At 37.2% G+C, this 26,986-nt stretch carries 20 protein-coding genes; 1 reads left to right on the forward strand and 19 read right to left on the reverse strand.

Annotation, left to right across the window (positions count from 1 at the left end):
- Nucleotides 1–144 precede the first annotated feature (144 nt).
- The 10 genes from NYE58_RS32305 to NYE58_RS32350 all read right to left on the reverse strand — a co-directional run bounded on the left by NYE58_RS32305 (nt 145) and on the right by NYE58_RS32350 (nt 10,737).
- Complete coding sequence (locus NYE58_RS32305; RefSeq protein ID WP_341003964.1) at nt 145–360, reverse strand: hypothetical protein; 216 nt, start codon at nt 358–360, stop codon at nt 145–147.
- A gap of 343 nt (nt 361–703) precedes the next feature.
- Nucleotides 704–961, reverse strand: coding sequence for a hypothetical protein (locus NYE58_RS32310; RefSeq protein WP_341003965.1), 258 nt, complete (start codon nt 959–961; stop codon nt 704–706).
- A 205-nt stretch (nt 962–1,166) separates the two neighbouring features.
- Nucleotides 1,167–1,646: a hypothetical protein gene (locus tag NYE58_RS32315; protein ID WP_341003967.1), complete on the reverse strand. Its 480-nt coding sequence runs from the start codon at nt 1,644–1,646 to the stop codon at nt 1,167–1,169.
- 138 nt (nt 1,647–1,784) lie between these two features.
- Nucleotides 1,785–2,459 carry a DUF429 domain-containing protein gene (locus NYE58_RS32320; protein WP_038596813.1) on the reverse strand — a complete coding sequence of 225 codons (675 nt, stop codon included), beginning with the start codon at nt 2,457–2,459 and terminating at the stop codon, nt 1,785–1,787.
- Between the two features lie 199 nt (nt 2,460–2,658).
- Entirely contained in the window at nt 2,659–3,030 is a 372-nt protein-coding gene (locus NYE58_RS32325) for a hypothetical protein (RefSeq protein WP_341003968.1), read from the reverse strand.
- Between the two features lie 321 nt (nt 3,031–3,351).
- A complete protein-coding gene (locus NYE58_RS32330; protein ID WP_341003969.1) occupies nt 3,352–5,202 on the reverse strand; it encodes a TnsD family transposase in 1,851 nt (616 codons plus the stop codon).
- A gap of 11 nt (nt 5,203–5,213) precedes the next feature.
- Nucleotides 5,214–6,941: an ATP-binding protein gene (locus NYE58_RS32335; protein WP_052092330.1), complete on the reverse strand. Its 1,728-nt coding sequence runs from the start codon at nt 6,939–6,941 to the stop codon at nt 5,214–5,216.
- Nucleotides 6,934–9,123 (reverse strand): Mu transposase C-terminal domain-containing protein, encoded by a 2,190-nt coding sequence (locus NYE58_RS32340; protein ID WP_341003970.1) that lies wholly within the window; start codon nt 9,121–9,123, stop codon nt 6,934–6,936. The genes NYE58_RS32335 and NYE58_RS32340 overlap by 8 nt, the downstream gene beginning before the upstream one ends.
- Nucleotides 9,120–9,950 carry a heteromeric transposase endonuclease subunit TnsA gene (locus tag NYE58_RS32345; protein ID WP_052092332.1) on the reverse strand — a complete coding sequence of 277 codons (831 nt, stop codon included), beginning with the start codon at nt 9,948–9,950 and terminating at the stop codon, nt 9,120–9,122. Before NYE58_RS32345 ends, NYE58_RS32340 begins: the two co-directional genes overlap by 4 nt.
- A 322-nt stretch (nt 9,951–10,272) precedes the next feature.
- On the reverse strand, nt 10,273–10,737 hold the full coding sequence (locus NYE58_RS32350) for a hypothetical protein (protein WP_038596821.1): 465 nt from the start codon (nt 10,735–10,737) through the stop codon (nt 10,273–10,275).
- Nucleotides 10,738–11,267: 530 nt separating this feature from the next.
- On the opposite strand from NYE58_RS32350, the gene recJ reads away from it, so the two are divergent.
- Entirely contained in the window at nt 11,268–12,923 is a 1,656-nt protein-coding gene (gene recJ / locus NYE58_RS32355) for a single-stranded-DNA-specific exonuclease RecJ (protein WP_341003972.1), read from the forward strand.
- A gap of 222 nt (nt 12,924–13,145) precedes the next feature.
- Here the strand turns inward: recJ and NYE58_RS32360 are convergent, their stop codons facing one another.
- The 9 genes from NYE58_RS32360 to NYE58_RS32395 all read right to left on the reverse strand — a co-directional run bounded on the left by NYE58_RS32360 (nt 13,146) and on the right by NYE58_RS32395 (nt 26,931).
- On the reverse strand, nt 13,146–14,447 hold the full coding sequence (locus tag NYE58_RS32360) for a hypothetical protein (RefSeq protein WP_341003973.1): 1,302 nt from the start codon (nt 14,445–14,447) through the stop codon (nt 13,146–13,148).
- A gap of 254 nt (nt 14,448–14,701) precedes the next feature.
- Nucleotides 14,702–16,087: a hypothetical protein gene (locus NYE58_RS32365; protein WP_341003974.1), complete on the reverse strand. Its 1,386-nt coding sequence runs from the start codon at nt 16,085–16,087 to the stop codon at nt 14,702–14,704.
- 1 nt (nt 16,088) lies between these two features.
- Nucleotides 16,089–17,801: a HEAT repeat domain-containing protein gene (locus NYE58_RS32370; protein ID WP_341003975.1), complete on the reverse strand. Its 1,713-nt coding sequence runs from the start codon at nt 17,799–17,801 to the stop codon at nt 16,089–16,091.
- Nucleotides 17,788–19,590, reverse strand: a complete 1,803-nt coding sequence (locus NYE58_RS32375) for an Hsp70 family protein (protein WP_038596836.1) — start codon at nt 19,588–19,590, stop codon at nt 17,788–17,790. Before NYE58_RS32375 ends, NYE58_RS32370 begins: the two co-directional genes overlap by 14 nt.
- A 2-nt stretch (nt 19,591–19,592) precedes the next feature.
- Nucleotides 19,593–21,020 (reverse strand): hypothetical protein, encoded by a 1,428-nt coding sequence (locus NYE58_RS32380; RefSeq protein ID WP_341003976.1) that lies wholly within the window; start codon nt 21,018–21,020, stop codon nt 19,593–19,595.
- Nucleotides 21,021–21,031: 11 nt separating this feature from the next.
- Nucleotides 21,032–23,497 carry an MBL fold metallo-hydrolase gene (locus NYE58_RS32385; RefSeq protein ID WP_038596841.1) on the reverse strand — a complete coding sequence of 822 codons (2,466 nt, stop codon included), beginning with the start codon at nt 23,495–23,497 and terminating at the stop codon, nt 21,032–21,034.
- Nucleotides 23,498–24,063: 566 nt separating this feature from the next.
- Complete coding sequence (locus tag NYE58_RS37595) at nt 24,064–24,327, reverse strand: hypothetical protein (RefSeq protein ID WP_442950484.1); 264 nt, start codon at nt 24,325–24,327, stop codon at nt 24,064–24,066.
- 61 nt (nt 24,328–24,388) lie between these two features.
- Complete coding sequence (locus tag NYE58_RS32390; protein WP_341003978.1) at nt 24,389–24,700, reverse strand: hypothetical protein; 312 nt, start codon at nt 24,698–24,700, stop codon at nt 24,389–24,391.
- Nucleotides 24,701–24,717: 17 nt separating this feature from the next.
- Nucleotides 24,718–26,931: an AAA family ATPase gene (locus NYE58_RS32395; protein ID WP_341003979.1), complete on the reverse strand. Its 2,214-nt coding sequence runs from the start codon at nt 26,929–26,931 to the stop codon at nt 24,718–24,720.
- Nucleotides 26,932–26,986: the final 55 nt, after the last annotated feature.

A 26,986-nucleotide genomic window follows, 5' to 3' on the forward strand; every position in this document is an offset into this window, starting at 1 on the left:
CCAATGGTTTGAAGAATCAATAAAATATTTCAAAAAATTTAAGTACTTATATATTCACTTTACTGAGGGTGAATTTCATGTTTTATTAAATCTTCAATTAGGGAGTTGACCTCATTTTCAGTCATATTCCGTATTTTGCTTCCATTATAAAATGGATATTATAATAGCCTGACTATTCTCCAGTTCAGCAAGTAGAGTAATAATCAAAGACAATGCCCCAACCCATATAAACCAAATGGGCGATAACATAGAATGAACTACAGGAATAAAGTTAAGTATTCCAATTACCATAAATGCAACTGCTACCACACGGGTAATGTCCAATCTATTTCTTTCATTACGAATATCAAGTGGGCCCATTTCTATTCCTCCTTATAAATTTCAAGAAATTTAAATGCTTTTAGCTTTATTTAGATAATACAACAAATAAAGGAGGGGTGTTTGTGACTTATTTGGAAATATTATTAATTCGATATATTTTAGTAATCGCAGCTCTCGTCAGTATTTATTTTGCTATAGTGCGTTCCGACCTTATAAAAAGATTGGAAACGCTCAACTTGCTCCTTATGGTTCTTTACCTCTTTTTGCAAACGCTAATAGAAAGATAAAGTAAGCTAAAATAAACATAATTTCTAACATAACCGATACCTTATCCTTACAAAAAAAAAAGAACCTGTAGGACAATAGGTTCTTTTTTGCACCCTTAAATATTTATACATTCTAGTCTAATCTCTTGTGCCACTGCTTCCGAAAAGCTTGGCCTTAACCCAGCTTTCCGAATAATTCTCCACTGTAGCACCAACTCTTTGTCACGACGTAGTTCCTCTGCTACATACGTAACTCTACGAATTTGAAACTCTTCAAGAGTCTCCATAGCCTGCTGTATAAATGCAGTTGTTAAAGACACTTTCTGAGAATGTTTTTGCACAATACCCAGCTCAGAAATTCGTTTACCAATCATACTGACGGATATACGCTCGGGATTTTCCCTGCTTGAAGGCTCCTCTTTGACTACAATGGGTTCTTCTCCTTTTATCCTTTAATGTAGACTTAAGCTAGAATTTATCAGTAAAAGAAAATGCCAAGCGAGTAATCAGGAATAGCCACCTGATATCGTCTGGCAGAGATCTATGATTATTGAAATTCAAAGGAATTGTCAAAAGATATTATCCTGTTTTCGCCTTCTTTTTCTCAATCTTTGGTTTTTCATTCATGATTACAGGAATTCCTAGCGGATCAGCAACTAACATTAAATTATTTATTGTTCCGTTAATTGTATCAAGTATGTATTTCATATTTTCGTCCTTGTACTTCTCTTCATGATGAGTAACTCTTTTCATTGGGTCTCCAAGCGGAAGACCATTATAAAACATCTGCATGGTATACCCTGCTTCGGCTGTTTTCTTCAGAAGAGAATCTGATATATCTACAAATGGTTCATAAATCAATGTAAATTTTGCAAAGGCCTTCTTTTCGCCTTCTTCCACACCTTTACGATATTCAATCTCCATTAATGCTTTAATTTCTTGAGGTCCACTATGTTCAAGAGGATTATTTTTCTTCTTAATTGCTTTAATAGAAGTGGAACCAATGAAACCAATAATAAAGCTGATGATTATACTTAGAATAAAAACAGTCGTCGACATTATCCAACTCCTTAACATTTATAAAAAATAAAGTAATTATTCTCGGTAATAATCCTATATATCTTGGGTCTATTGTACTACATGAACATTTAATCTTCCACTTAATTCCTTATAAAAATTCAATAGATTCCGAATTTATCAAACCCAAAAGTAATGAGGTTTTAGGTCAGGAAACAATTGATACAATTTAAATTTGCTTCGGATTAAATCATTCGGTACACTTTTTTGCAATCCATACTCTAACGTAAATAAAGCAGAATAAATTGCATCCCATTCATGTTCAGAGCAATTTTGCGGGAGAAATGTCTTACTAAATTTATTTAAGTTTCCCACATGTCTGATTTTGTTTATAAGAAAAGAATTCATTGTTTTCGAAGGAGCCTTTTTACTCAATGTGTACTTTGTTTTGGTCTCAGCATAATAAGCAACTTTAGGATGAGTTTCATTAATTATAGCATTGGGAAATTTCTTTGAAAGTAAGTCTCCAAGCATAATGCCCTGAGTAAGCATGGAACCACGTGCCCCATTAATAGAAAAAACACTACGATAAGCCAGTTTGTATTTCATTTTCAAATACCTATCCATAGGCCTCCAACCACATCTGTAAGTTGACCACCACAAACAAGAATCAATTCCAATAGCTATTACAGAGTCATTAGAACTGATAGACATACTGATCCAGCGAATAATCGTATTTACTGACTTTTCGTTCTTTGTTTTAACATCAATGATTTTATTTCCTTTAAGAAAAATCAATGCAACTCCGTTTTTGTTTTGCCCTCCTGGATCGATTCCAATTACTACATCTCTCATTTAATACCTCTTTCATTTCATAATTTTATAGGATTCAAGTTAATTGCTATATTCACTTTACTGAGGGAAAACCTTATGTTTTATTAAGTCCTCAATTAAGGAGTTGACCTCGCTATCAGTCATATTCCATATTTTATTTCCATGTATAAATTTCTCTAAAACTAACTTTAATCTTCTGTTCGGTTCTAAAATTTCAATTTCATTCTCCAGTTTTTTTTTTTTGCTTGTAAAAAATGAGTAATAGACTAAATCCTAAAGTGAAAATAGCAATACTATCACAAATTATTGGTGCCCATTTATCAATGGCTTCAGTATTAAACGTTTTTCCTCTAACAAAAGCAAAAAGAATAATAGTCCATATAAATGATAACCAAATAGCTTGCGTGCTCTCTAATTCGGCTACAGCCGTAAAAACAAGAGCTAAAGCCCCTACGGCTATAAACCAAAGTGGAGTTATAAAAGAGTGTATAGAAGGAATAAGAGTGATAAAACTAGAACAAATAAATAAAATGCCCATTATTCCTATTATTTTCAATATATTTCTTTCGTACCAATTCTTCAGCGGATTCATTTATACTCCCCCTATTATTTTAGAAAATCTAAAGGTTATTAGATTTATTTAGATAATACAACAAATGAAGGGGGAGGTAAGTGATTTATATGGAACTAATAATAATACGTGCACTTTTAATAATTCAGGCTCTTACTTGTATATATTTTGCTAAAAAATATACTGATCTTATAAAAAGATTGGAAATGGTAAATTTACTTCTACTAATTTCATACTTTTTTTTACTTACCATAATAAGGTAGTAGTCTAGTTACAAATACTACGATTATAACTAATCTCCTTAAAGAGCCTATAGAGTCATAGATTCTTTTCGTTTTCATATCAAATATTTTTACACTCTAGATAAATCTGTTGTGTAACTGCTTCCGAAAAGCCTGGCCTTAAACCAGCTTTACGAACAATTTTCCACTGTAACACCAATTCTTTATCACGGCGAAGTTCCTCTGCTACATACTTAACTCTGCGAATTTGAAACTCTTCAAGTGTCTCCACAGCCTGATGTATAAATGCAGTTGTTAAAGGCACTTTCTCTGGATGTTTTTGTAAAACACCCAGTTCAGCAATTCGTTTACCAATCATACTGACGGTTATACGCTCAGGCTTTTCCTCAGTTGAAAGCTCCTTTTCGACTACAGTAGTTGCGGCGATAAGCATCTGCTGGTCGCGCGCTTCCCAATTCACCCGAGTATCTGAATACTTTTGGGGTACCGTTATATCAGGTAACTGTTGATACAACCACTGGTTGTCATGCCGATAGAGCCAGGCAAAATCCTTTGGTGCCATTTCCCTAAGCTCTTTTCTGGTGGCCAGGGGATGAATTTGTTGCAACTGGAGCCATCGTTTTCTCCGCTTATTTCTCTCACGATCCTCAGGCACCTCTCGTGCACAAATAGCTTCTTCTTGAACTCCCCCAGCCAATATTCTCTTGTATTTGATAGCCGTACCTCTATCGCAACCAAGTACTGAGGCGATACTCGTAATCGTTTTACCTTCTGACGACAATTTAAGCAGTTGCTTCTCCCACGTTTTCCCGAAAACTTTGACTTCACCGATTCGGGATCGATCTTCTACCGTCCGATCGGGCCCACGGCGGGAATATACAAATCCACAAGGACAAGAAAATGTCCCCATAGGCAGTCCTGTATCATAGTCCCGTGTTATCTTCACTTCACGAATGGTCGCGTGCCCGACATGACTTGCACCTCGATTTAAGCAAGGCCATGGCCCTTCACCGAAGGGAAGATATTTTATTTCCGTGGTAAAAAATATATCAGGACTCAACCCTAAAAAATGCATCATTAATAAATGTTGAATCGGATGTGCGGCTCCACGCTGTTTTCGAACCATTTTCAATAACCAATTTTGTTCCTTATAAATCACTTCACAATCTAGTGATCTAAGAAAATCTCGGCCATAAAAACCTACAAAAGACCGCATAAACTTTTCATTATGAACCTTTCCTGAAAAACTTGCATAACCTTCCTGCTGTAAACAAGCGATATATTTTTCTCGGATCACCTCTAGCCCAATAATGGGTGGTTCATTTCTCAATAGCCAATACGCTGCATTGGCTAAAAAACGCTCATGTTCCGAGGGATTATCCTGACTAACTTCCTCCCCTGAAGTAATCGCTTGTGATATATCAATAAACTCGTGTTTATTCTCTCGACTCGAAACTTGAAGTGAACTAGTAAGAAGCCGCGAATAATGCTTATGACAAATGTGTATCCCAGGAATTTGGTGACTAATGTGCCAATAAGGTTCTCCAAATTGATTACAGTCTTCGACTATGCACTCATGGCAATATCGCATATGAGAAAGGAAAGGAATACGACTAGCAAGTACACCAATAGTTGTATGTACATCACCATCCATCTTCATCTTCTCAATTACCTTTTCAGCACGATCAGGAGGTAAAAAGGGTGCATATAATCGATACAAGGTTAGATTTTGAATCATTCGTTCGGGAGTAAAATGTGTGCCCACGGGGAGATTAGAGTGTAGTATAGAAAGCCTTGTTGGTAAATCGTAAACGGCAGATGCCGTTCTGCTTGAAAATGCATCCTGTACGGTTTCTTTACTACCGATCATTACATTTCGGCTAACCAAATTGAATCTAGCTAAGACACTGTACAGCAATTCATCAGGATGAGGATTAAACTCAAAGATCATTCGCTTCCCTCCTATACCGCATAGAATTCCAATGCATTTCGAATGTAACCTGCTTCCCCTAATGCATCATAAGGTGGTTTCCGTACAGACAATGCCTGAGCATAAATTGCTCGTAAATCCTGGTCGGAGTAGGACACATTTTTATCGGCTCGTGATTTCGGGTTTCTTCCCACCTTGGGCTGACTCTGTTCTTCTTTTGAAACTCGTACCAATTCGAAAGCATCCCACATCGCTATTTTAATGTCATGACTAGCACCATTTCTGTCGAGCGCCTTTTTTGCACATGCTTTTGCTAATTCTTGTTCGACCCCCATATTGACAAGGTTCATCGCAATTTGTATCACTAACAATTCTTCATCCGCTTCACCAACAGATTCCACGCTCTCCAGCTTTTGCTGCATAGCAAGAGTATTCATGCGACCCGATACAACCAGTTTTCCCCGCTGATTTTGGTAAAAATTATTGAGAAGATCTGCCTCTAGCGGAATAACATCCCCGTAGGTAATCAATTTTTCTTCATCACCATTTCGAAGAGCATCAAGGATCGGTTGAGCCGTTTTCATATGTGTTTTAGCAGTTTGTTTAATCAGTTGAGGTGTAATTTTCTCTACCTCTGCAAAACCAATTAAGGACCATTGGATAAGCATAAAGAGTTTAACAGCAATATCAACAATACCCTGCGACTGGTCATACATCATATCTCTAAGAGAATCGTCCAAAGGCGTATACTCACTGGTAAACTGATACTTCCAAAGCTTTTTAATGAACATCTCCCATTCACGATCGTCTACGGATAAAGGGGTCCATATCATCTCTCCTTGCGACAATCCACGTCGTACCTGCGCAAATTCCTTGGTCAGAATCTGCTGGGCTTTGTGGGTGCCAATTAGTATAACAGGGACTCCAATTTGATTATTTAGCTTGACAAAGAAATTAAGCATTTGTTCGGCGCCACCACTGGCTGCTTTGTTTAGTCGCTGAATTTCATCAATGACCAAAACTCCAAGACCTAACGAAGAGGCAATGAGCGACATCTCAGGTAGAAGCTCATCAGCAGAGCGTCTGCTCTTGTAAAACTTTCTATAAAAATCCGTACCCATAATGACATCTACGGATTGAAAGAAATTAAAGACGAGCGCTTTGATTGATCCGTTATACGGACATTCAAGTTTCAACCATACAATCTGGTGACGTTCAAACCTATGACCGTTATATTCATGGTGTACAATTAATTGAGGGTAGTACGCTAATACACGTTCAACCGATTTTGTTTTCCCAACTCCACTGGTCCCCACAATACTAAACCCAGTCGCCGCTGACGAAAGTACAGGCTTCGTGTAATCATCCTCCCCATCCCACTTTAACTCTGGATATGCGGAGCGTAGTTGTTTCGTCCACTCCGCAGAAAGTGGATTACGCGTGACATAGCCTCCCCTAATCACCCTAGAGATTCTCTGATGCAAATCAAGCTGGTTAGGAGTAGGCTGAATTAAATTGGAAACGCGCTGGACAGCATGTTGACGGTACTCAGGCGCCTGTTCACGTTCGGATTCCAAATACGCAGGTTCAAGCCGAAGCTGAACGGCCGCCTCTTTCGTGCTTAAAATTGGAGGGAGCGCAGCAATATATACATTATGCTGATGCATAGGGTCTAGCGATTCTGTATATCTTGCTATAGCTCTGTTTCCGACAAATGCATGGGTCCCATCTGCTAAAATTTGTTTTTTAATATCATTCATCGAGGCCCTCCAATACATTTAAGAATGTATCACGCTTATTCGTTTTTGGACGTAAAATGTCATTTGTATCTTCCTCTTTGCGCGGTAATTCAATTACCTTGCTTATGTCTTGAGAAGATAATTTCTTTCCAATATCAAATTTTTCTGTCTCCCGATTAACTTCTTTTTCCTCTCGTCGATTATTTCGAATTTCTTTAGTTCTTGCCGTGTTGCTTTTATCTGATCGATTAAGCTCCGCATTAGTCTTTTGGGTAGCTTCGTCAATAATGGCATTACGTTTAGCGCTGTACTCCGTCTTAGATTGTTGTGTTCGCGTGCCTGAAAGTTCTCTGTTTATTTTTGCTATTTCATTATAATCTCTGGCCTCTTCCAGCGTCGTTCCCTTGTATCTCGCTGAACGCCCTGTTAGTTCACAGCGTTCGAATCCTTGTCTATTCTTGGCTTGAATATAAATGACATCCGTACTTCTAAAGTCATAGGAAATCTGAATTTTCCACTTTCCTGTTGATGCAGCTTGTTCAAACCATGCTTCTCTAATTGCAGTTTCACAAGAATAATACATATCTTCATATCTAATGCCTTCACGTGTAACGGTTGCCTCATCTTTAGGCATAAGGTGAAAGCGAACAAAATCTGATGGAAATGTGCGAAGCCCTCCGCCACGATGTGGAATCCCCCAATTCCAAAGATCAGTTGGATAGGGACTAACATGAGCAGCAATCATGTCCTTATCCATTTCATAGTAATCCATATACTTCTCCAGGTTGTGCTCTAGCACGGTTTCAATGATGCACTTAGTAAACTCATCTAAAGTCATTTTTCCATCTAATCGATAATCTTTTTCCCCACGTTCACGTTGTCGTTTGTGCACCGCTCCTGGAAGCCATTTAATAGCCTTTACATTTAGAAGATTAAACATTTGTTCTACGTAAGGCTTCCAATCCGCACGATAAGGTGCAGCATTGAGAAGAGGGGTATGGAGACCACCCACTACATTATCCGAAGCTTTACTTTTCAGTTCCGCGTTATCGGCAATAATCGCCTTTGGTAGATGATGAACAGGCCACTGTTCTTCATTGATGGAGATCCCGTATTGCTTACAATAATCGACCTTATTTTCAAATGCGTTGGCCAACGCCATGCGAGCGCCCGTCCAACTCGGTCCCTCTAATCCCACGTACATTCCAACAATTAACCTACTGAATGCATCAATCACGACGTAGATAACGGGGCGACCAATGAGCCGCGTACGATCAAATCGAGATACTAAATATACATCCCCAATCGTTGCATCGATTTGATATATCGAGCCTGGGCCAAAGTGTTCATCTATAGCCGAGTTAAGTACAGCACGACGTTTTAGATTATGTTTACGCATTCCCTCATTATTAATCGATCGTTCTCGCGCATTGTATGTTCTGTAATACCACGCTTTAAATGAAGCGAAAGTAGGCAGTTCTTCTTTTGGTGGCAGTAAGGGAATTTTATTTCCCTCTTTATCTTTTAAATCCCCTACACTAAAATATTTTGCAATCATCTCATCATAGGATTTCGGTAAAGATTTTCGTTTTTTTGGAAGATAAAACTGCTTTATTGATAAGCCAAAGATACGCTCAATATCTTCAGTAATATTAACACCTGCAGGTACATTAATCCCTTTAGAAAGCCTGGATGGCCTTCCTAACTTATTTCCGTTATGGCTTTTCTTTTTTCCTTTCCCTCCCTTACGAAAATGGGCCTGTGATACGGCACTGATCAGTTTACCACCAGCCCAATATCGACGAAGGTATTTATAATATGTCTTTGCCGTCGCCCCACTTAACTTCATATGATCACATATTGCTGCCCACCGAAGCTTTTCATTGTATATGTCTGGCTCATCAACCACCAAATCTTTTATTAGCTCCCAAGCTTTATTATTTTCTTCCTGGTTTACTGTACTTGAAGATAGTGAAGAAACATTAAATCTTACATAAGGATCAATTTGCCGTACTATTGCTGCATCCTCATTCAAGGCACTTGAAATAGCCTCAACTTGGCGCAAATGTGGAAAAAACACCTGTTCCTCAAAGGGTGAATTAAGCCGAATTACGTAGCATTCTGTATAACTAGGATTGATCCAAAGTATTCGTTCCATGTACTCCGTTTCAACCCATTCAATCAGCATACCCACGGCTATCATGAAACATTGTTCTCCTTCCCTTTGTTATTTTGCATCTCAGTTCGTTCAACATAAATACACTTTGAAGGGTGAATCCGCTTGTTCAAATCAATACTCCATCTCTTAGTAGCAATAAAATGCTGAACAGCCCATAGAGATGACCCGATTTCAAGTCCAAGCATCTCATCAACCCTTAGCGATGCTTCTGATAGCGAGTACCCATTCGGATGAATCACTTCCTTATATAAGGTAGGTTCAATTTGTTCTAACACATGTTGATTTTGATTAAACGGAGAACCTTCAAGTTGCCGACATCCATGAAACCATTCAATATTTTGTGCCATTTCTTTAGGTATTTCTTTTTCAGTAACGATGCCCCAATCTACATCTCGTTCAAACCAATACATACGTTCTAGTTCTAGCTTATCAATGGTGCGTTTAGAGGCGAGTTGATTGGAAGGAAGAACAGTTCGTGCAATCATCCGATCATTTCCATCTTGATTAACATTGATAACAAAATCTGTTGTCATAACCAGAAGTTCTTTTGTTTTAGAGTCGCTTGGATGTTTTATATTCAGCGCTACAGACAAATCGTGTGTTTTGTCGAGAGAGAGGGGATATTTTTCGCGGATGTCGCTCACATTATCAGACCATTCTAAGATATAGAAATAAAAACGCTCTAATTGAGATAAAAAGTGATGAATTCGCTCTGTTTTCCAGCCCAAAACTCTTCCCGATTGCGAATTGCTCCCCGCAAAATCTCGAACTGTGGTCCATGGCTTATAATTCTTTCCTTCCCCTTGTCCTAGTTTCGCTTTGATTTTATTTTTTGTAGTCATCGTTTGCATGTTGTCACCTCTTGGTCTTTTAATGTGCCTGTAAATAATCTTTAAATCCTTCTGGTTATGACAGCATATTAAACGTTATTCCAAGCAATTGCATTCCAATATTTTTCCAACCTAAAGATTATCCAAAAAACATATCATAATGCGATTTAATAATCTTTTCTTTTCTTTTTTGGGTGATGAATTTTCAAAAAAAGTCCATATTATTCCCTGCCAATGACCTCATATTTCATTTATGTCCATAAAATGTGATCTCCAAAACACATAAAGACAAAAAAACCCTAAACCATTGTGATTTAGGGATTACATTATTTATAACAGAGGATTATTTATGAATTTTCAGGAAAAAGTTAAAGGCATAGAGATTTTGAAAAAACTGTTCTGTATTATTGCTTTCGCAGTGCATTACAGAATTATGAAACATATCTCTCAGCTCTTTCTGAACTGTTTCCTCATCCAAATGTTTAATTATATTCGGGGGCAATGGTTGAGCATTACTAGAAAGGAATAGTAAATCCCTCCAGGTTTGTGGGAAATCAATTTTTTCTCCTTGAAGAGCATTTACAGCTCCATTTTGTTTTATTTCATCGAAAGTTAGTAAATACGCTTCAAGATAATCACTATTAGGTTTTGTACCGTGTACAAATTTCAAAACACGACCTTTAAGTGTCTTAGGTCTCACGTCTTTTCCGTATTGGAATTTCAATATATTTCTTAGTTTTTTAAGGAAAATCTTTTCTTCTTCATCGCTTAAGTTAAAAATAGCATCGCGAATATTCTGTATGTACATTTTCAACCCCCAATCTTTTCTTTAGGATTTCTCAAAATATACATCTTTACAAGACAATTCTATCCAAAAGGCCAAAAACCTCTTTTTCTATAGAATACTGTATAAAAACTGCAATTGAACATTTTCAATTTCAAAAAAATAAAGAGCCTATCGAATAGGCTCTTTACATGGTATAAGTCCAACTTCAGAAAAATAATAATATTTACTGAAGCATCCTCGGTTGTTGTACGCCAGGTTATTTTTGCAGCAAGCGATTCAAATATAAGTCTTATATTTACATAGAGTATATTACTGGGTTATACCATACGCTTTGAAGATTGGGCGCTTGGCTATCTATTATTATAATTAATAGATACTACCTTTCCCAACAATTGATACAAGAGGACAGCTAGTATCACATTTATATATTATTTATTACTTATTTTCGTAGTTGTTAATTCATTGGTCATAAAAGAGAATAATTTGTATAAATTCTTCTCATGTTTATTATGAATATTGAATGGTAATACCGTTTAGTGGAGGTGTTGTAATTGCAGTGGAAATTACACGAGGATACACGCTTTTCTACGGGATTAATCCAGTATTACTCCCGTCAATTCTTACTTCCCACTTATTTAACGAAGATTCTCCTCTCTCGTGGGATTACAAATGAAGACCTATATTATTCCTATGCTTATCCCAGTTTAGCGGATCTCCATGATCCATTTCTGTTCAAAGAAATGAGAACAGTCGTATATCGAATCTATAGGGCTATTATGAACGGCGAACGGATTAGTATTTTCGGCGATTATGATGCGGATGGAATGACATCCAGTGCGCTTCTTTATCGTGCGTTGTGCAATTTAAAAGGTAGTGTTTCAGTGATAGTCCCCACCCGCGCCGAGGGTTATGGGCTCTCAGTAGAAACTATCGAGAAAATCGCAATAGAGAATCCTTCACTAATTATCACAGTAGACAACGGTTCTAATTCGCATGCGGCTTTAGCCGCTGCGGCAGCCAAGGGAATCGATGTTATTGTAACGGATCATCACGAGATCACGGGTGAACTCCCTAAATGCTATGCTTTTATCAATCCAAAACGAAAAGATGACACCTATCCTTGTACCCACCTATGCGGAGTTGGGGTGGCCTTCAAAATTATTCAGGCGCTGTTTGCTGTGCGTAAAGATCTGGATTGGTATAAACATGCCTGGGAGTATCTGGAGCTTGTAGCCCTGGGGACGGTCGCCGATTTAATGCCGCTTGTGGGCGAAAACCGTACGCTTGTGAAACTAGGGCTCTATAAAATGAATAACGATCCTTCAGAACCATTTAAGAAACTATTTCAGCTTCTACGGATTTCAAATATTGATAGCTCCACCCTCTCTTTTCTGATTGCTCCTATATTCAATTCGGTTGGGCGCATCGGTAATCCTAATTTTGCGGTTAAGCTCTTAGCAGAGAAAATAAGTCATGAAGATGCGATCATTTTTATGATTGATCTAAACGAAAAGCGAAAATATCTAACGGATGTCCAATTTAGACAAGTTGATGAGACCATTCAGAGGCTACACCTCCATAGTCAAGATCTGATTGTTGTAGCCGATAAGCTACATGAAGGCTTGATTGGAATTTTAGCCGCTAAAATTACAGAGAAATATCAAAAGCCCACCATCGTGTTTACGGATCGTGGGAAGGGATCTGCACGGTCGGTTTCAAACACGTCGTTTTCTATTGTGGACGCCATTCAAAGTTGTAGCCAATATCTAAAGACCTTTGGCGGGCATCAGGCCGCAGCAGGGCTTTCGCTAGAGCTCAACCAGCTTCCTTCCTTTACAGCTGCGATTCAAATTGCTGCTCGAAAACAAGCCATCATCCAGCCCTCTAAAATGTATCATCATGAACTCCCTATCCAGAGATTTGATGATGAACTCTTTGAGCACCATATGATGATGGAGCCGTTTGGCATCGGCAATGAGAAACCCCTTTATTCCAGTTCTGCAATTCCAAGTCATTATCGAGTGGAGCCTTTCGGCAAAAACCAAGTTCACGCTTCACTTCACTTTCATCGAAAAAAAGCTCTTGCGTTCTACAAAGCTTCTTCGTTTCCGAATGCCCAAAGTAAAGCAGTCGAATTTTTATATAGTGTAAATTCCTATCCAAGAAAAGATTTTATCGTAAACGATCTCAAGTTTTTTAACCATTAATAATTTAAAAAAAAGGAAAAAACTTACAACTAAATACAATAGGAGCCGAGAAAGTCGGCTCTAAGATGATGGCGCTATACTGTCTTAGTTAATTCAGGGCAGATAGTCTTTCCTACGGGTCAGGAACATAAAGACGAGATTGGGCAAAATCCTTAGTTAATATCCACTGGGCTTTATGTGCTAATTAGAATAACAGGAACTCCAATTTAATCCTTAAATTATTTATAAATAATCATAGTAAAAAGTTTCGCCCATTTCTGAGCATAGTTCCTTAAATTTATTTTTTTGCAATTCATTTTCCTGTAAGGTACCTTTTATCGCAGAACCAAATGTTCCGCTGGTATTAACATTATTCAAGACTTTATTGATATGTTTGACAACAACTGAATTTAATTCTGCATTTTTAATGTAGAAAGGTAACTTACTTGTTTGATCATACCAAAATTGATAGTTCCATTTATCACTTGAAGCTGCTAGAATATAGCCTTCATATATTTCGAAAAATTTGTATTTTTTTAAAATCAATAAACTTTCATCCGATAATTTAGATATGAATAAAAAGATATCTTCGGTAATTAGATTTGTCCAAAAGGACTCGATTTCATCCTGTGGAATTTTATTATTTTTAAACAACCATTCTACAATTTCAAAAACTGCACTCGAGTTTCTTGATATTCTGCAAAACCTCGTAAAGTTATTTTTCCAAAACACTCTTAAAAAGCCATCGTTTCCTGAGAACTTTCTTATAATTGCAGGAGCTACAGATATTATGTTCATGAACTCTCTCTGGTTATTCTCAAGAAATTGTAATAGTTTTGTTTGTGTATTGGGATCTGTATGTTCAGATAAATCAATCCAAAATTGTGTGACTCTGTTGTTTTCATAATGAGATAAGGGGATTTTTTGAAATAATTTTTTAAACAATTCGTTACTCTGATCGAAGTGAGCAACACTGGGTAACGTATCTACTAAATAAGTGTAGTCATTGCTGTACTCAGCACATGTTGGATCAAAATGACGCCTTGCTACTTCAACAAATCCTTCAACTCCACTATCAACTATAAACTTCCCTAAATGGTTTTGTATAAACATCCATAGAGCTTCTACTTGAGGATAACTAATTATATCCTTTGCATGAATGCACGCATTACGCTTATTTTTCCAAAAAATTGCTTCGTTTCGTATATCTCTATATATTAGAAATGCTTGTTTCGAAGGTTTAGGCTTAACTTTTTTCTTTTCTACGTCATTATCGAAAGCTATTACTTCGTTCACTTCTATATCCCATTTATCTATTAATTTAAGATTATCTTGTATTTCTGTCCAAGTTGAATCGGATATACCAGCTGGCTGTTCTGCACGCAGCAATCGATGTTTAACTATTATCTGAAATGCTAAATAGGACAACATAAAAGCACCACGGTATGCTGAAACTTTAAAACATAAAATAGCCTCTTCCAAAAATTCCTTTGCCTCATCCTCAATGTATTGTGTCTCTAACCAATTCTCAAAAGCTAATTTCATTTTTATTTATTTCTCCTTTGATTTTTGTAATACACCGCTATCTATTCATATTAATATTCTTTATCTTAATTTAAAGTGACATTCGATAGGAAATACCAAACCGTACAAATTAAAAGTGATATGTAATTTTTTTAATCACTTCAACAAAAAAAGAAGCACTACGTTTATTACGTTTTTTGTGCTTCTTTAAATACTAATTTATACAATGATTACTTATGGAAATTTAAGACCTTATCTCAACAATAGCTAAATTTTTAGGTTGGGGTATTATCATAATTAAATTCTTTCGCCAACCATTCAAAATCCAAATTGGTTTCCTCTTCCCCTTGTACTCCTGATTCTGATAAGGTTTTTACTCGAAGCAATTCTTCTCTTTCGGATAAAAGCAATTCGTAATCCTTATTTAATCTATCTATCTGAGAGAGGGCTTGCTGTAATTCCTGCATTAATTTTAAATTATTACTGTTTTCAATATTCATTTTATCCTTAATATCTTCGAGTTCTTGTTGTACTTGACGTAAATCCAGTTGAGAGGACTGAAGTTGTTTGTTTGATTCCTCACGGAATATTGATTCCCGTTCAATAAGAAGCGTATTTGTCTCTTTCTCATAATTATTAATTTTGCGGGTAAGAGTGTCATTTTCGGCCTGTAATGTATCACGCTCTTTTCTCGTCTCGCCTAAAGTTTGCGAAATCTTACCCTGCTCCTTTAACTGATTCTCATAATTCTGATTTAATCGAGTATTACTCATCTGTAATTGATTAATTTCAGAAGTAAATCCTTTAATTTGTTTATTATTAGATTTTATGAGCTTCTCAAGATCTCTTAATTTTAGGGACTGGTTTTCAATTGTCACTTTTAATTCATTCTGTTCTTCTAGCAAGTTATCATAGAGATCTTTATACTCCCCATCTGACTCTTTTTCTTTATACATTTCTGATGCATGCTCTAACATTCGAATTGCACTTTCAACGATCTCTCTGGGGTCATTTGGTAAGTCTATCTCTTTAGCATCATCAGAAGTATCATGCAAATACTCAAAATTATTACGGCTCAAATCCCCACCTTCTTTTTTGGGACTGTTATTAACTTGTGATTTGTTTAGCTTTTTATCCTCGACAGATAAAACTTGTTTGGAAATTAATTCTTTATAAATCGATTCAGGATGTTGATCAACAAATAATTCAACGAGTAATTGTTTATGCAATCCATTTTTATAAAACCGAAGAATATTAATAGTAGTATGTGTTGGGATTACATTTTTTTCATAAATCCCTTTGATATTTCGTACCACTTCATCAATTGTACGATCTGTTTTATTTGCAATAATATCCAAAGTGTTTTCCATGTAACTCAAATATGAATTCACAAATTTATTGTATAATTCGTAATAATTGCTTAGGACTTGACTTAACTTTTCACGAAGGAGAACACTATCAACTTTATTACCACTCAGGTCAAGTTTTGAAATTTTAATAGCTCTTAACAAAGAAACATTTCCGTAAATGATTTGAGAAATTTCATGATCTGAAAAATGATAGAGCAGAGCAGCATCAAGCAACTCATCTTTTATACCATATAGGCCATCCATAGAAATATATGGGTTCTTTTTAACGGAGGACCCTGTTTTTCTTTTCATATTATTCCCTCGTCTCTCGATTGATTGTTATTCTTCCTTGTTCTTTCTTCATTGAGCTAATAATATGATCTATTTCTCGGACGACTCGAACATCACTTTCAGTTCTTTTTGCATCATAAAGTACTTCTTGGGGGAGCAACTCTTTTTTCTTATTCACATGTTTACCAATCAACTTATAAATCTCTATTCGAAGCGCTGGCAGCTTTGCATAATCCAATCTTTTTATTATGATTGGCCCTATATCCGAATTTAGTACATTGGCTTGTAGTAATCCACAAATAATAAACAGAGATTTCTCATCTGATAAAGTTAATAAACTCTCCGCTAACTTTTTGTGTTGGTAAGGTTGTAATTTTGCAACATGTCTCTGTAATGTACGCTTTTCAAACTCACTACCTTCAACTAACAAACTGACATACTTTAAAAAGGACTCCTCATTCCCAAGTGAAACCATACAATTAAGAGCCTCTAAATAAAGCATGGAATTTTTGTTATTTAAGTAAGGTTTTATTTGCTCTTGGACATTTTGATTGCGGTTACCTATAAATCCGATAGTCAATAAACACTCTTGCTTTACCTTAAGGTCATTGGAGGTTTTCAACTCCGATAACACATATGAAAGAACACCTTCGCTTCTTGTATAACTCAAACCACGAATAATAGCACGCTTCTTATCTGGAAATTCTTCAAGTGCCTGAACCAATACATTTGTTGAATGAGTCATTCTTAGTGAGCCTAGTGTCTGACAAATAGGAATCAGTAAGTTATCGTCGTCTGTCTCATTTAACACTTTTTTTAGCATCGGTATAGCATCTTCCTGAAATGAACGAAGTGCGGTTGTATAAATCGGTCCCAAAGGATATTTTTCATTTTTAATGTAAAGTTCAAAGATAACTTTTACAGCACTTGTTCCAAATTCTGAAAATCTATAAGCATTTTTTATCGCATGTTCAATTAAATCAGTCCGCCTTAAATCGAGGTTATTAATTTCATTGAAAATATCTGGAATAGACTCTTTCTTCGCTATATTTAACAAGGCATCTAAGCTTCCCTTGAAATATTCTGGATCTGACATGCGTTTTAGCAATCCACTAACAGACTCTTGATCTCTAATGGAACCAGCAACCAAAATTGCGAAATTAATATGTTGACGTATAGTGGCTTTTTCTAAAATCGCTTTAATAATACGTCTACCCTTCAAACTTCTGTTCGTCAATCGATTAAGCAATTGAATGATAAGTGATTTGATTTTATCATCAGATAGGTCAAACTTACGACATTCTCTGAATAGAATAATGATTGACCTCTCTCCAAAAGATTCTATGATTCTTACAGATTCTTTCCATAATTCTCTGTTAGTCTGATATGCAATATTTTCAATTGCTTGCAAAATAGTCTGATATTCAGACTCAGTAATGTTTTCATCAAGGCTTTCAAATGAAATATCTACGTAACCTAGATTACCGTAATACTCAACTTCAACAACACCTTTATTCTCATTTAAAGAACTTGGCCCTGTCATAAAATCTAAAAATTCCGCTTCGTTTTCTTGCTCTTCTATTTCAATTTGTTTTAAAATCTCTTCCTTTAATTCCTCCTCTTCCTTATCGCTCAATACATTTTTTTCCCTATATTCCTCTGATGGTGAGATCTCCTTTTTCAAGCTATTCAGTTTATCTAGCACTTCATCAGACATCCGATCAAATAGTGACATCTGGTCTCATCTCCCTTTGTCGAATGTTTTTATTTAACGTTGCCTGACGTTCTTGGAGTTCTCTAATTTCTTCTTCCGTAAACTCATGTGATCCAATATTCACGTCGATCACTTCCGTTTCATCATTTTCAAGCCAAGCCTTTACAGCAACTTCTCTTTCAGTGTTGCAACTTACTTTTAACACTAATTTCGAGTTTATTTCTACAGGTTTTTTAAATTCGATTATGGCAGATTTCAATTTTTTAACATGTATAGATTTAGCAAAGGGAGCTGAGAAAAGTTCCAGTTGCATTCCGTTCACCGTTTTTATATCTCTCGGACCATTAACAATAAACTTATCTTGAATGATGCGCTCAAAGGGTAATTTGGTTCCTTTTTCAAGAATAGCAACTGGATCACCCCCGACGATATCAACATAGATATTATTAGGAACTGTATTTCCAATAACATTTTGTCTGTCTTTATTATCCGATACATATTCTTTATTTCCTTTTAAGGAAATCTCATTAATCCGATAATGATAAACAGCAGCTCCCCTACTAACTGAAGTCATTGGGTTGGATGATTTGAGCGGCTTAATTCGGCGATTGAAAATGTCATAGATGCGTTCTTGGATCGTTTGGTAATAAGTCATTCCACCTACCAAAAATACTGCATCAATATCTTCCAGTTGCATTGGACCCAATATTGTATTTTCAAGAGCGCTACGAATTGGCGTTTCAATATTTTTGGTTTGATTACCTTCAGCAAACAATAGTTTATTAATTATAGTGTCATAATCCTTTTTGGTTAATTTAAACGTTGTTACAAGCTCTGAAGGAAGTGTACCTGGAAGTGCTGCTGAGAAAGAAATATTATCGAATTGATCTTTGTTCTCGAAATATTCAATTCCTTCTATCCTTAGTTTTGACTCAATGCTGGTACTAAACTTCATTTTTGCCTTTTCAGCAATATCAGTTAGGTTGGATAACAACTGTATTACCACATCTCTTCCGAACTTTTGAGCAATAGCTTTCGCCGAAAGTCCTGATTCCTTAACAACTCTACGTAATAATTCATTCATAATTTCTGTATCAAAGTCCATTCCCCCAAGATCAGTATATTGAGAAATTGAAATTTCCTGTATATCTAGCTTTCCACCTTCTTGTCCAGAAACTTGTAATATAGATACATCACACGTTCCGCCTCCCAAATCAAAGACCATTAAGTTCTTCTTACCTGATGAAAAATCAATTCTCCTGTCAGTCGGATCTAGCTTTTCTTCTTCATTTAAGAAATCGATTAAGGCAGCCGTTGGCTCAGGGATCATATGAATCCCCTCCTCACTGAATCCGCTTAATATAGCAGCTGTCTTGGTGGCATTTTGTTGTTGAAAGTCAAAGTTTGCAGGGATTGTAATTACCACGCTGTCGATTTCTTCATTTGGATAAAAGTCTTTCACTTGTGCTCTTAAGGATGAAAGAACATATGAAGAAACCTCTTCTGGTCGTATTCTGATATCATTAATTATCCACCCTTTATCCTGTCCGATAACACGTTTGGCTTCTTTTACAACAGAAGACGGAAAAACCCCACTCATTTTTTTTGCGAACTTTCCAACATACGGTATATTTTGAGGATCTACATAAAGAACAGAGGGCAACAGAATATTTTGAATTAAAGAATCCCCCCGTTCATCTGTTTGTGTCACTTCTAAAGTTGTTGTTTCTATTTCACTTCTAATCGTTCTATGAGCTACACTCACGGTTGAATTAGTAGTTCCTAAATCAATTCCTACAAATCTTGACATATTTAATTTTCCTCTCCATCTTTAAATTTCATCTCAGTGACTAACGGGGGGATTATTATTCGATTATTCAACATCCACCCATATTTCAAAAGTTTAACTTTAATTTCGTCGGAGTCAGATGAAATGGGCCCGTTTGTTTCATAATTTTTAATTAATTCAGCACGAGTTACAATAAATATCTCGTTTATTTCTTTGAAGTTACTAAATTCTTCAAGTCCAATCGTTAAATTCAAATTTGAAAAAAGATTCACTAATCTCCCTGTACTAATATTGGGATTATTCGGCTTGATGCCTTGACTTTCCTCGAATAAATCAGAAAGCAAATAGTCCCCTCTGCTACCGCCTAAAGCTTTCAATAGATTGCTGAGTACTTTTTCTTCAGTTTGACGTACACGTTCTTTTTCTTGCTCTAAAGCCATATTCAGACGTTTAAGTTCATCTTCCGCTATTTCCAATTTATTGCTATACTCTTCTTCAAGAACTGTGAGTAATAGATTACCGCCAGATTTCATTTTTTCCATAGCACGATGAATGGAACTTAAAGCTTGATTTAAATCTTTTTCTACGGTTTCTTCTTCAGACGTAGCTCCCATAAGATCTATGGTTTCGTCAGAATTGCCTATCAAAGTTTGGCTATAAGGCAATGAATCAGTAATTCCCTTATCTATTTTCAGATTTTTTGCCGTTTGAGTGATTCCCTGTTCAGAATATCCGTGCAAATTGTCTATAAAGACCTTCATCAATTCTGAGGGTTTGCAATGTTTCGAAGATTCCAAAATTATTTTTTCCAGTCCTTCTGCAAAGCATAAACCATCAACATTAATTATTTTTTTATACGCTGCCATTCTACCATTTTTTCCTTTTTTCAATCTAAAACCAGCACCTAGTAAGTATTGTTGCGCTGGTTTAGTTTCTTCCACCGTATAATGCCAAGAAATGACTTCATCCACTAAAGAAAGAATTTGAATGTCATTTTCTCCTTCTAAGAAACATACGAAATAACGAATTAGGAGTTCAGTTAAAATTCTCTGATCAGGGATAAATAACTTACTTCCCTCTAAATCACCCTGGCAAATATAGATGAATGCCTTTCTAGCATGATTATATTTTAATTTGGTTAGTGACAAAAAGTTTGCACATAAATCCATCGTTAATTTTTGAGGTTCATCTAATTTATTCCACTCAGTTTTAATGAGAGAAATTAGTGTATCTTCATTTTCAATTTGTGGATTCTCAAAGATTGTTTTTTCACAAAGGATTTGTAGCTTCCAATAAAGGTTATTGCGTTTATCAAAACTGTATAATGAAACTTTCCTTAATAAACTTTCTGTTTCTTCTCCAAACTCTTGAGCTAACAGTTCGAGAATCTTTTCGCTTCCCTTGCCATAATTTTTCAGGGAGAAATCTATTACTCGTTCTATCGTATTCATAACTCCTCCTATTACTTGCCTGTTATAAGTGAATAAGTTTTACCATTGAAGGCAGGAACAATTGACATATCGTTTCCTAAGTAGGCTAATAAATTAATCAAAGTGGGATAGATGATATTACCATCTACAATAGTCTGGTTTGGGAAGTAAGATCTTTGATGTTCTCCGTGCATTAGAAATACCTGTTTAGGGCTGATATCCATGATTAATTTAAGAATTTGCTCTCGACTTGCATGAGCTGATAATCGAAATGTTTCTGTACTAGCCTTAAGCTGTTTTGTTACACCATTAATTTTTACCGTTTGATCCTCTATACGATTATCAGCCTGTAAAAGATGACTGCCAGGGCTTTCTTCATCCATATATCCTGTAAAGGAAATGGTGTTTTGGGGTTCTTCAATCATCTTCTCCGCATACCTTGCAGAGGCACTTTGATCCATCAGCATTCCTGAGCTTGCAACGATACAACTCCCACCTGTGGATAAATAGTCCTCATAAAATTCATCAAAACTAGAACTAAGCTTTTGATTGGCATAAATATCTTTCGCACAAATAACTTCTTCTCCAAAAAGAGTTTTATCATTCTTTTCTTCATCAAAAATATCTTGATATACTTTACATACATCAATAACTCTTCCATCAATGAAGAGATTAAATGGCAAAAAGCGTTCCTTTTGGAATGCATCCCGAATTATCATTAATATCTCTTGCGCTCTACCTACGGCAAATGCTGGGATCAAAATATTTCCTTTATTATTAATTGTTTTTCTAATGGATTCTGTAAACATCGTCTCTTGAAGATCCCTTGAAATGCTAGCATTCGTTGGTAGAAACCCGTATGTTGATTCAGTAATTAATATATCTACTTTTAAGTCTCTGGGAAGTTTTAAACCTTCAACAGTTTTTTGATTATCAATTGAATAATCCCCCGTAAAGAGAATCGAGACTCCATCGATTTCTAAATGAATCGAACTGGCCCCCAAAATATGTCCTGAGTGGTAATAAGTAACTTTCCATTCTGTATTTTGCGATGGAATAGTGAAGGTCTTCCCTTGTTCAATTGTTCTTATGCTAAGAATTGCTCCTCGAACGTCATCCTCAGAGTAACCATCAGGATGCTTCTTATTCCCTTTCACAGCGTCCAATAACAAAATCCTCATTAATCTGCGAGTTGCCTCAGTAGTGTAAATCGGCAGCTGGTTATATTGGTTATAGATATAAGGTACAGAACCTGTATGATCTAAATGAGCGTGGGTGAGAAGTAGCGCATCTAGTTTTTCAAACGTAACTCCTTGTTCAAACATTGGAGTATAATCAGCATGGTAGTTTTCTTCATGTAAATGCATGCCTGCATCTAATAATAGGAAGTGTCCGTTGACGTTGATTAGTATAGATGTGCCCCCAATTTTCTCTCCTCCACCTAGAAATGTGATTTTACAATCCCCGAGAGGTGGCGTCTCCTTATTTGACTCTATTTTTTTTGATGTTCTCCAATAGGCAGAAATCACTTCTCGTTTATCTGAATGTTTTACATATAAATCTTCTAAGTGTTTGTGTAATAGTTCTGTATGTTTATCTTCTAAATAATTCACATATAAAATGCCTAATGTTAAATCATTTGGATACGCCAAATAATCAGCCTCAATATGTTCAAGCCACTTTTTATCTTTTCTCAATCTCCATATGATATGTAGAGAGCCTTTTCGTTTTACCTCTAACGAAAAATCCTCAAAATGGCCAAACTCAATGCTAGAAGCAATAGTAGTATTTAATGAATTCTGTAATAAATCCTTATAAAAGATGGCAAGTACTTTCACTTCTCCAAATATTGGACCACTTATCTCGTACCAGTCATTTCGACTTACTAGATTTACAATTTCATCAAGTATAATTGCCCAGTATGTTATCTGCTGGATTTTACCCACTTCGATATTTCGCAAGTAAATTAGCTTTCTCAAATGAAACCTGGCTTGATTGAAGTTTCTAAAATGATATTCTAGCTCGATTAACAAAACTAAATAATCAATATATGGTTCTAAAAATCCAGTATTATTTCTAAATTCACTATCTACGTTACCCGCTAATCCCAATAGTAAATAATATGCTTTTTCATATTGGGCTAATGAAAAGTACATCTCTGACATTTGAATAATTTCCATCGGGAAATGCTCAATACCTGGTTGATTAAGCAACCATTCGAGGTCTTCAGTAGACTGTCCCCCATATTTCCAGTAGGAGAAAAACAACGGAAGAAATAAACGTAACTCTCCCGATTGCCTAATGCCTATTTTTGCAAGGAGGTATGCATCCTGATATTTTTGAATGGACGCATAGAACTTGCATAACCTCTCAGTCATTTCTAAGTCCAAGTTGTCCATTTTTTCATATAGTCGATCATAATATTTTTTAGCTTCGGACGGGTATCCACGATTTTCATAGAAAATAGCATTTTCAAAATTCTCTTCTAATGTGTTCATGGTCGCATTCCCTCTTTTAATCATATAGACATAGTTAATATGTAATGAACTACTGCACCAGGATTGAAAAATAGTATAAAAGACTTAGAGATAAATCGCTTCCCATTTCCATATATAAGGCTATAGACACTTACATAAAATAATAGCAAATTTTGTTGGATATTGATACATATTTTTCCACGAATTAATCTACTTATGAAAAGGAAGAATTTCTGACAATTTATTTAATTTTCACTATCCATTTACTATTCAATTTGGTGGATTTTCAAAAAAAGATTTACTCAAAATAAATTTAAAAGGACTCTCCTAAGGGAAAGCCCTTTCTATAAGGGATTGCTTAAGCAAAAATTTTGATATATCTGCAATTTCAGTAGAAATTAACTCAATACTTTTCCCTATATGAAACAGGGCAATCGTATCCCTTCAGATCCCTGGAAGGCGTCGATGCCCTTCTAATCGAAAAGTAGTTTCGGTCTGAATTGTCGTCTGAGCACCCCCCATATCAATTCGAAAGGAGAATTCGCCCTACAGTCTAAGGTCCCAACGGATCTCCGCCTTATAATGTGCTAAATAATCTCGGTAAAGGACAAAACTGTTGATTGAAAGTGTATTCTATCGGTGTAATGGCATTCGTTGGAGTTAAAACGAAAACATCCGCAAAATTGGGTTCCCGACTGCCCCTCTTGATTATCTCCCCAGGTGTAAACATATATGGTACCATCGTTTTTTAGGAGCAGGACATGGCTTGCGGTTTCGCTAGCTCTTTGTATGGATTTCTGCTGGTTATCGCTGATTTGGCCTCCGTCTTCTAAGTAAATAAGAAAGAACACAGCCAAAGATAAGGGTTAACTAAATAAAACATTTGATTCAAAATTTCATAACCCTCCTCCGTCATTGGGTCAATTGATGGACTACTTCATCCACGACCTGCTGGAAGCCGCCGTGCGCCACGAATTGCTGGTAGGAAAAGTATAGGAAATACAGAAACACAAAAAATAATGCTATACGTACCCAAGCAGGAACCAGCTCATTAAACACCCACAATCCCCACTTTAAAATGCCAACGACCACTGTTTTCAGGATTGTAAAGGGGGTTTTCACGAATTCATAAGCAATGGATTTACTGGTATGATTGGTTAGGACTTCGGATGGAATCAACCCCTTTTTCGCTAACTTTGCCGTAAAATATTCGAACAGTGACATGTTTTCCTCCTCTTCGATTACATCTGGTGAAAACCCGCCAAGATATCCTCGGCTCCAATCGACATTAAATCGCTGCTACCCGTTAATGCAAGACGATTGTTTTGAGCCATCCGTACTTTATCAACGCAATTTCGCGCCCAACGGCCATTTCCCTCCAGCATACCGCCTTGGCGAGCGAAAAGAGCAGTAACTTCCTGTTCTAATGCCAATGCGGCTTCAGGCGCGAGCACAAACTGCTTGGACTGAAATGATCGCTTAACGATTTCTAGGATCTCGCTGGCACTATAGTCCGTGAATGTAAATCGAAATGGAATTCGTGAACTCAGACCAGGATTTACCGAAAGCAAGTCTTGCATTTCCTTGCTGTATCCTGCTAATATGACCACGAGTTCACTTCGGTGATCCTCCATCGCTTTGACAAGAACATCGATCGCCTCCTTGCCAAAATCATTCTGGGAGTCTGAGCGCGCTAGGGCATAGGCTTCATCAATAAAAAGGACGCCGCCCTTGGCGCTGTTAATAAGTTCTTTGACATTTGCCTCGGTATGGCCGATATACTTACCGATCATGCCTGAGCGATCAGTCTCCACCACATGGCCGTTGGCCAAAAAGCCCAGCCCATTAAGAAATTTCCCTACGATTCGAGCGACCGTCGTTTTACCTGTACCAGGAGGTCCCGAAAACATCATGTGCATGCTGATCGTTTCCGTCGACAACCCTTGTTGCATTCGTTTTTGTTCCACTTCCACGTGATGGAGTATGCTTTGGACTTGTTCTTTAAGCGAAGTTAACCCGACCATGGCGTGAAGCTCTTGCATCGCTTCTTCGCGGAGCTCACGCTTTCCGATAGCCGCACGATTGATCTCTTGATCCCCGTACTTTCTCGGCATACCTGCGGCCAGCCGCAGATCGTCAGGCAAGATTTTCCCGACATACCGATCGGTGTTTTCCGCTGACACGCGTACATTGTGTTCTTTAACGATACGTTCTACAAAGTTTCGTGCCCAGCGGCCATTCCCTTGAATCGCTCCATTACGGTGGCAGAAATTCACAATCCCTTGGATTTCATCTTTGATAAAGCTGCAATCATAGCCCTTTGCTTCCAGCATGTACAGTGCAATTTGCGATAGCTCATGCGGCGTATAATCGGCGAAAGCAAAGGTGTACGGTACCCGAGAGCGGAAGCCCTGGTTCATATCGAGGAAACGTTCCATATCGCTAGCGTAACCCGCCATAATGACAACCAGATCTTCTCGATAATCCTCCATCGCCTTGATGAGCACATCAATGGCTTCCTGGCCAAAATCACTTGGCGAGTCGGATTTAGCCAGCGCATACGCCTCGTCGATAAACAAGACCCCACCCCAGGCCGCTTCCAACAAATGAATCATTCTCTCTTCTGTCTGACCGATATGCGTTCCGACAATGCTGGATCGATCCGCTTCGATCAATACACGCTCTTCGATCAGATTCAGCCCATATAGCAAATCGACCATGATACGCGCCATTTCGGTCTTCCCTGTACCTGGGGGTCCTGAAAAGATCATATGTAACGTCGGTTTCGTCAAAGCGATCTTACCCAGTCTTTGGGTAATCAAATGGCCCTGCATTTGCTTCATAAAGCTTTGGACCTCTGCCTTGAGTGGAGCCAGCCCGACCATGGCGTCGAGTGCTGCTAACGCAGTATGTAAAACTTCTTCGCGATTGTCAGGGACTTCGTTTTCATCTTGGTTATCTTCAATCCACTCTTCTTCGCCATCGTACTCTTCCTCATCAGGCTGTTCCTGAACGATAGAATGTGTTGGTGCTGCAAGAACAGCAGCGGCTACAGGAGCTGGAGCTGACGCTGCAAAATCACGTTGAACGAGGCGCGCAGACAGCTTATAAACCTGCGTAGGTACTTCAGCTTGCGGCTGCTTGGTTGCTTGATATGCAGTCATTCTCGCTTGGTTAACAAACCGCGCAAAGAGCCAACCCCCGAACAAGACCAATAGTCCTCGCCAGCTTAGCGCAATGTGCTTGATTCCTTCAAAATAAAAAGGATAAAAAATGATGTCCCAGCCATCAGTTATCAACGGCGCCTTACCAACAAGGGTAGCCGAGAAACCATACATGACGATCCAATACGAAAGCATACAACCTGTAAGAGGGACGGAGTCAAGGTTTTGATATCGCTGACGCATAATTGCAACGATAACTGCAATGCCTGCGGCAAGCCCTGCGATCGACAAACCAAAGAGGCCACAAGCAACACTAAAAGCAAAACAACCATAAGCGATAATGGCA

Source organism: Paenibacillus sp. FSL L8-0708, assembly GCF_038009325.1.
Classification (GTDB): domain Bacteria; phylum Bacillota; class Bacilli; order Paenibacillales; family Paenibacillaceae; genus Paenibacillus_AQ; species Paenibacillus_AQ odorifer.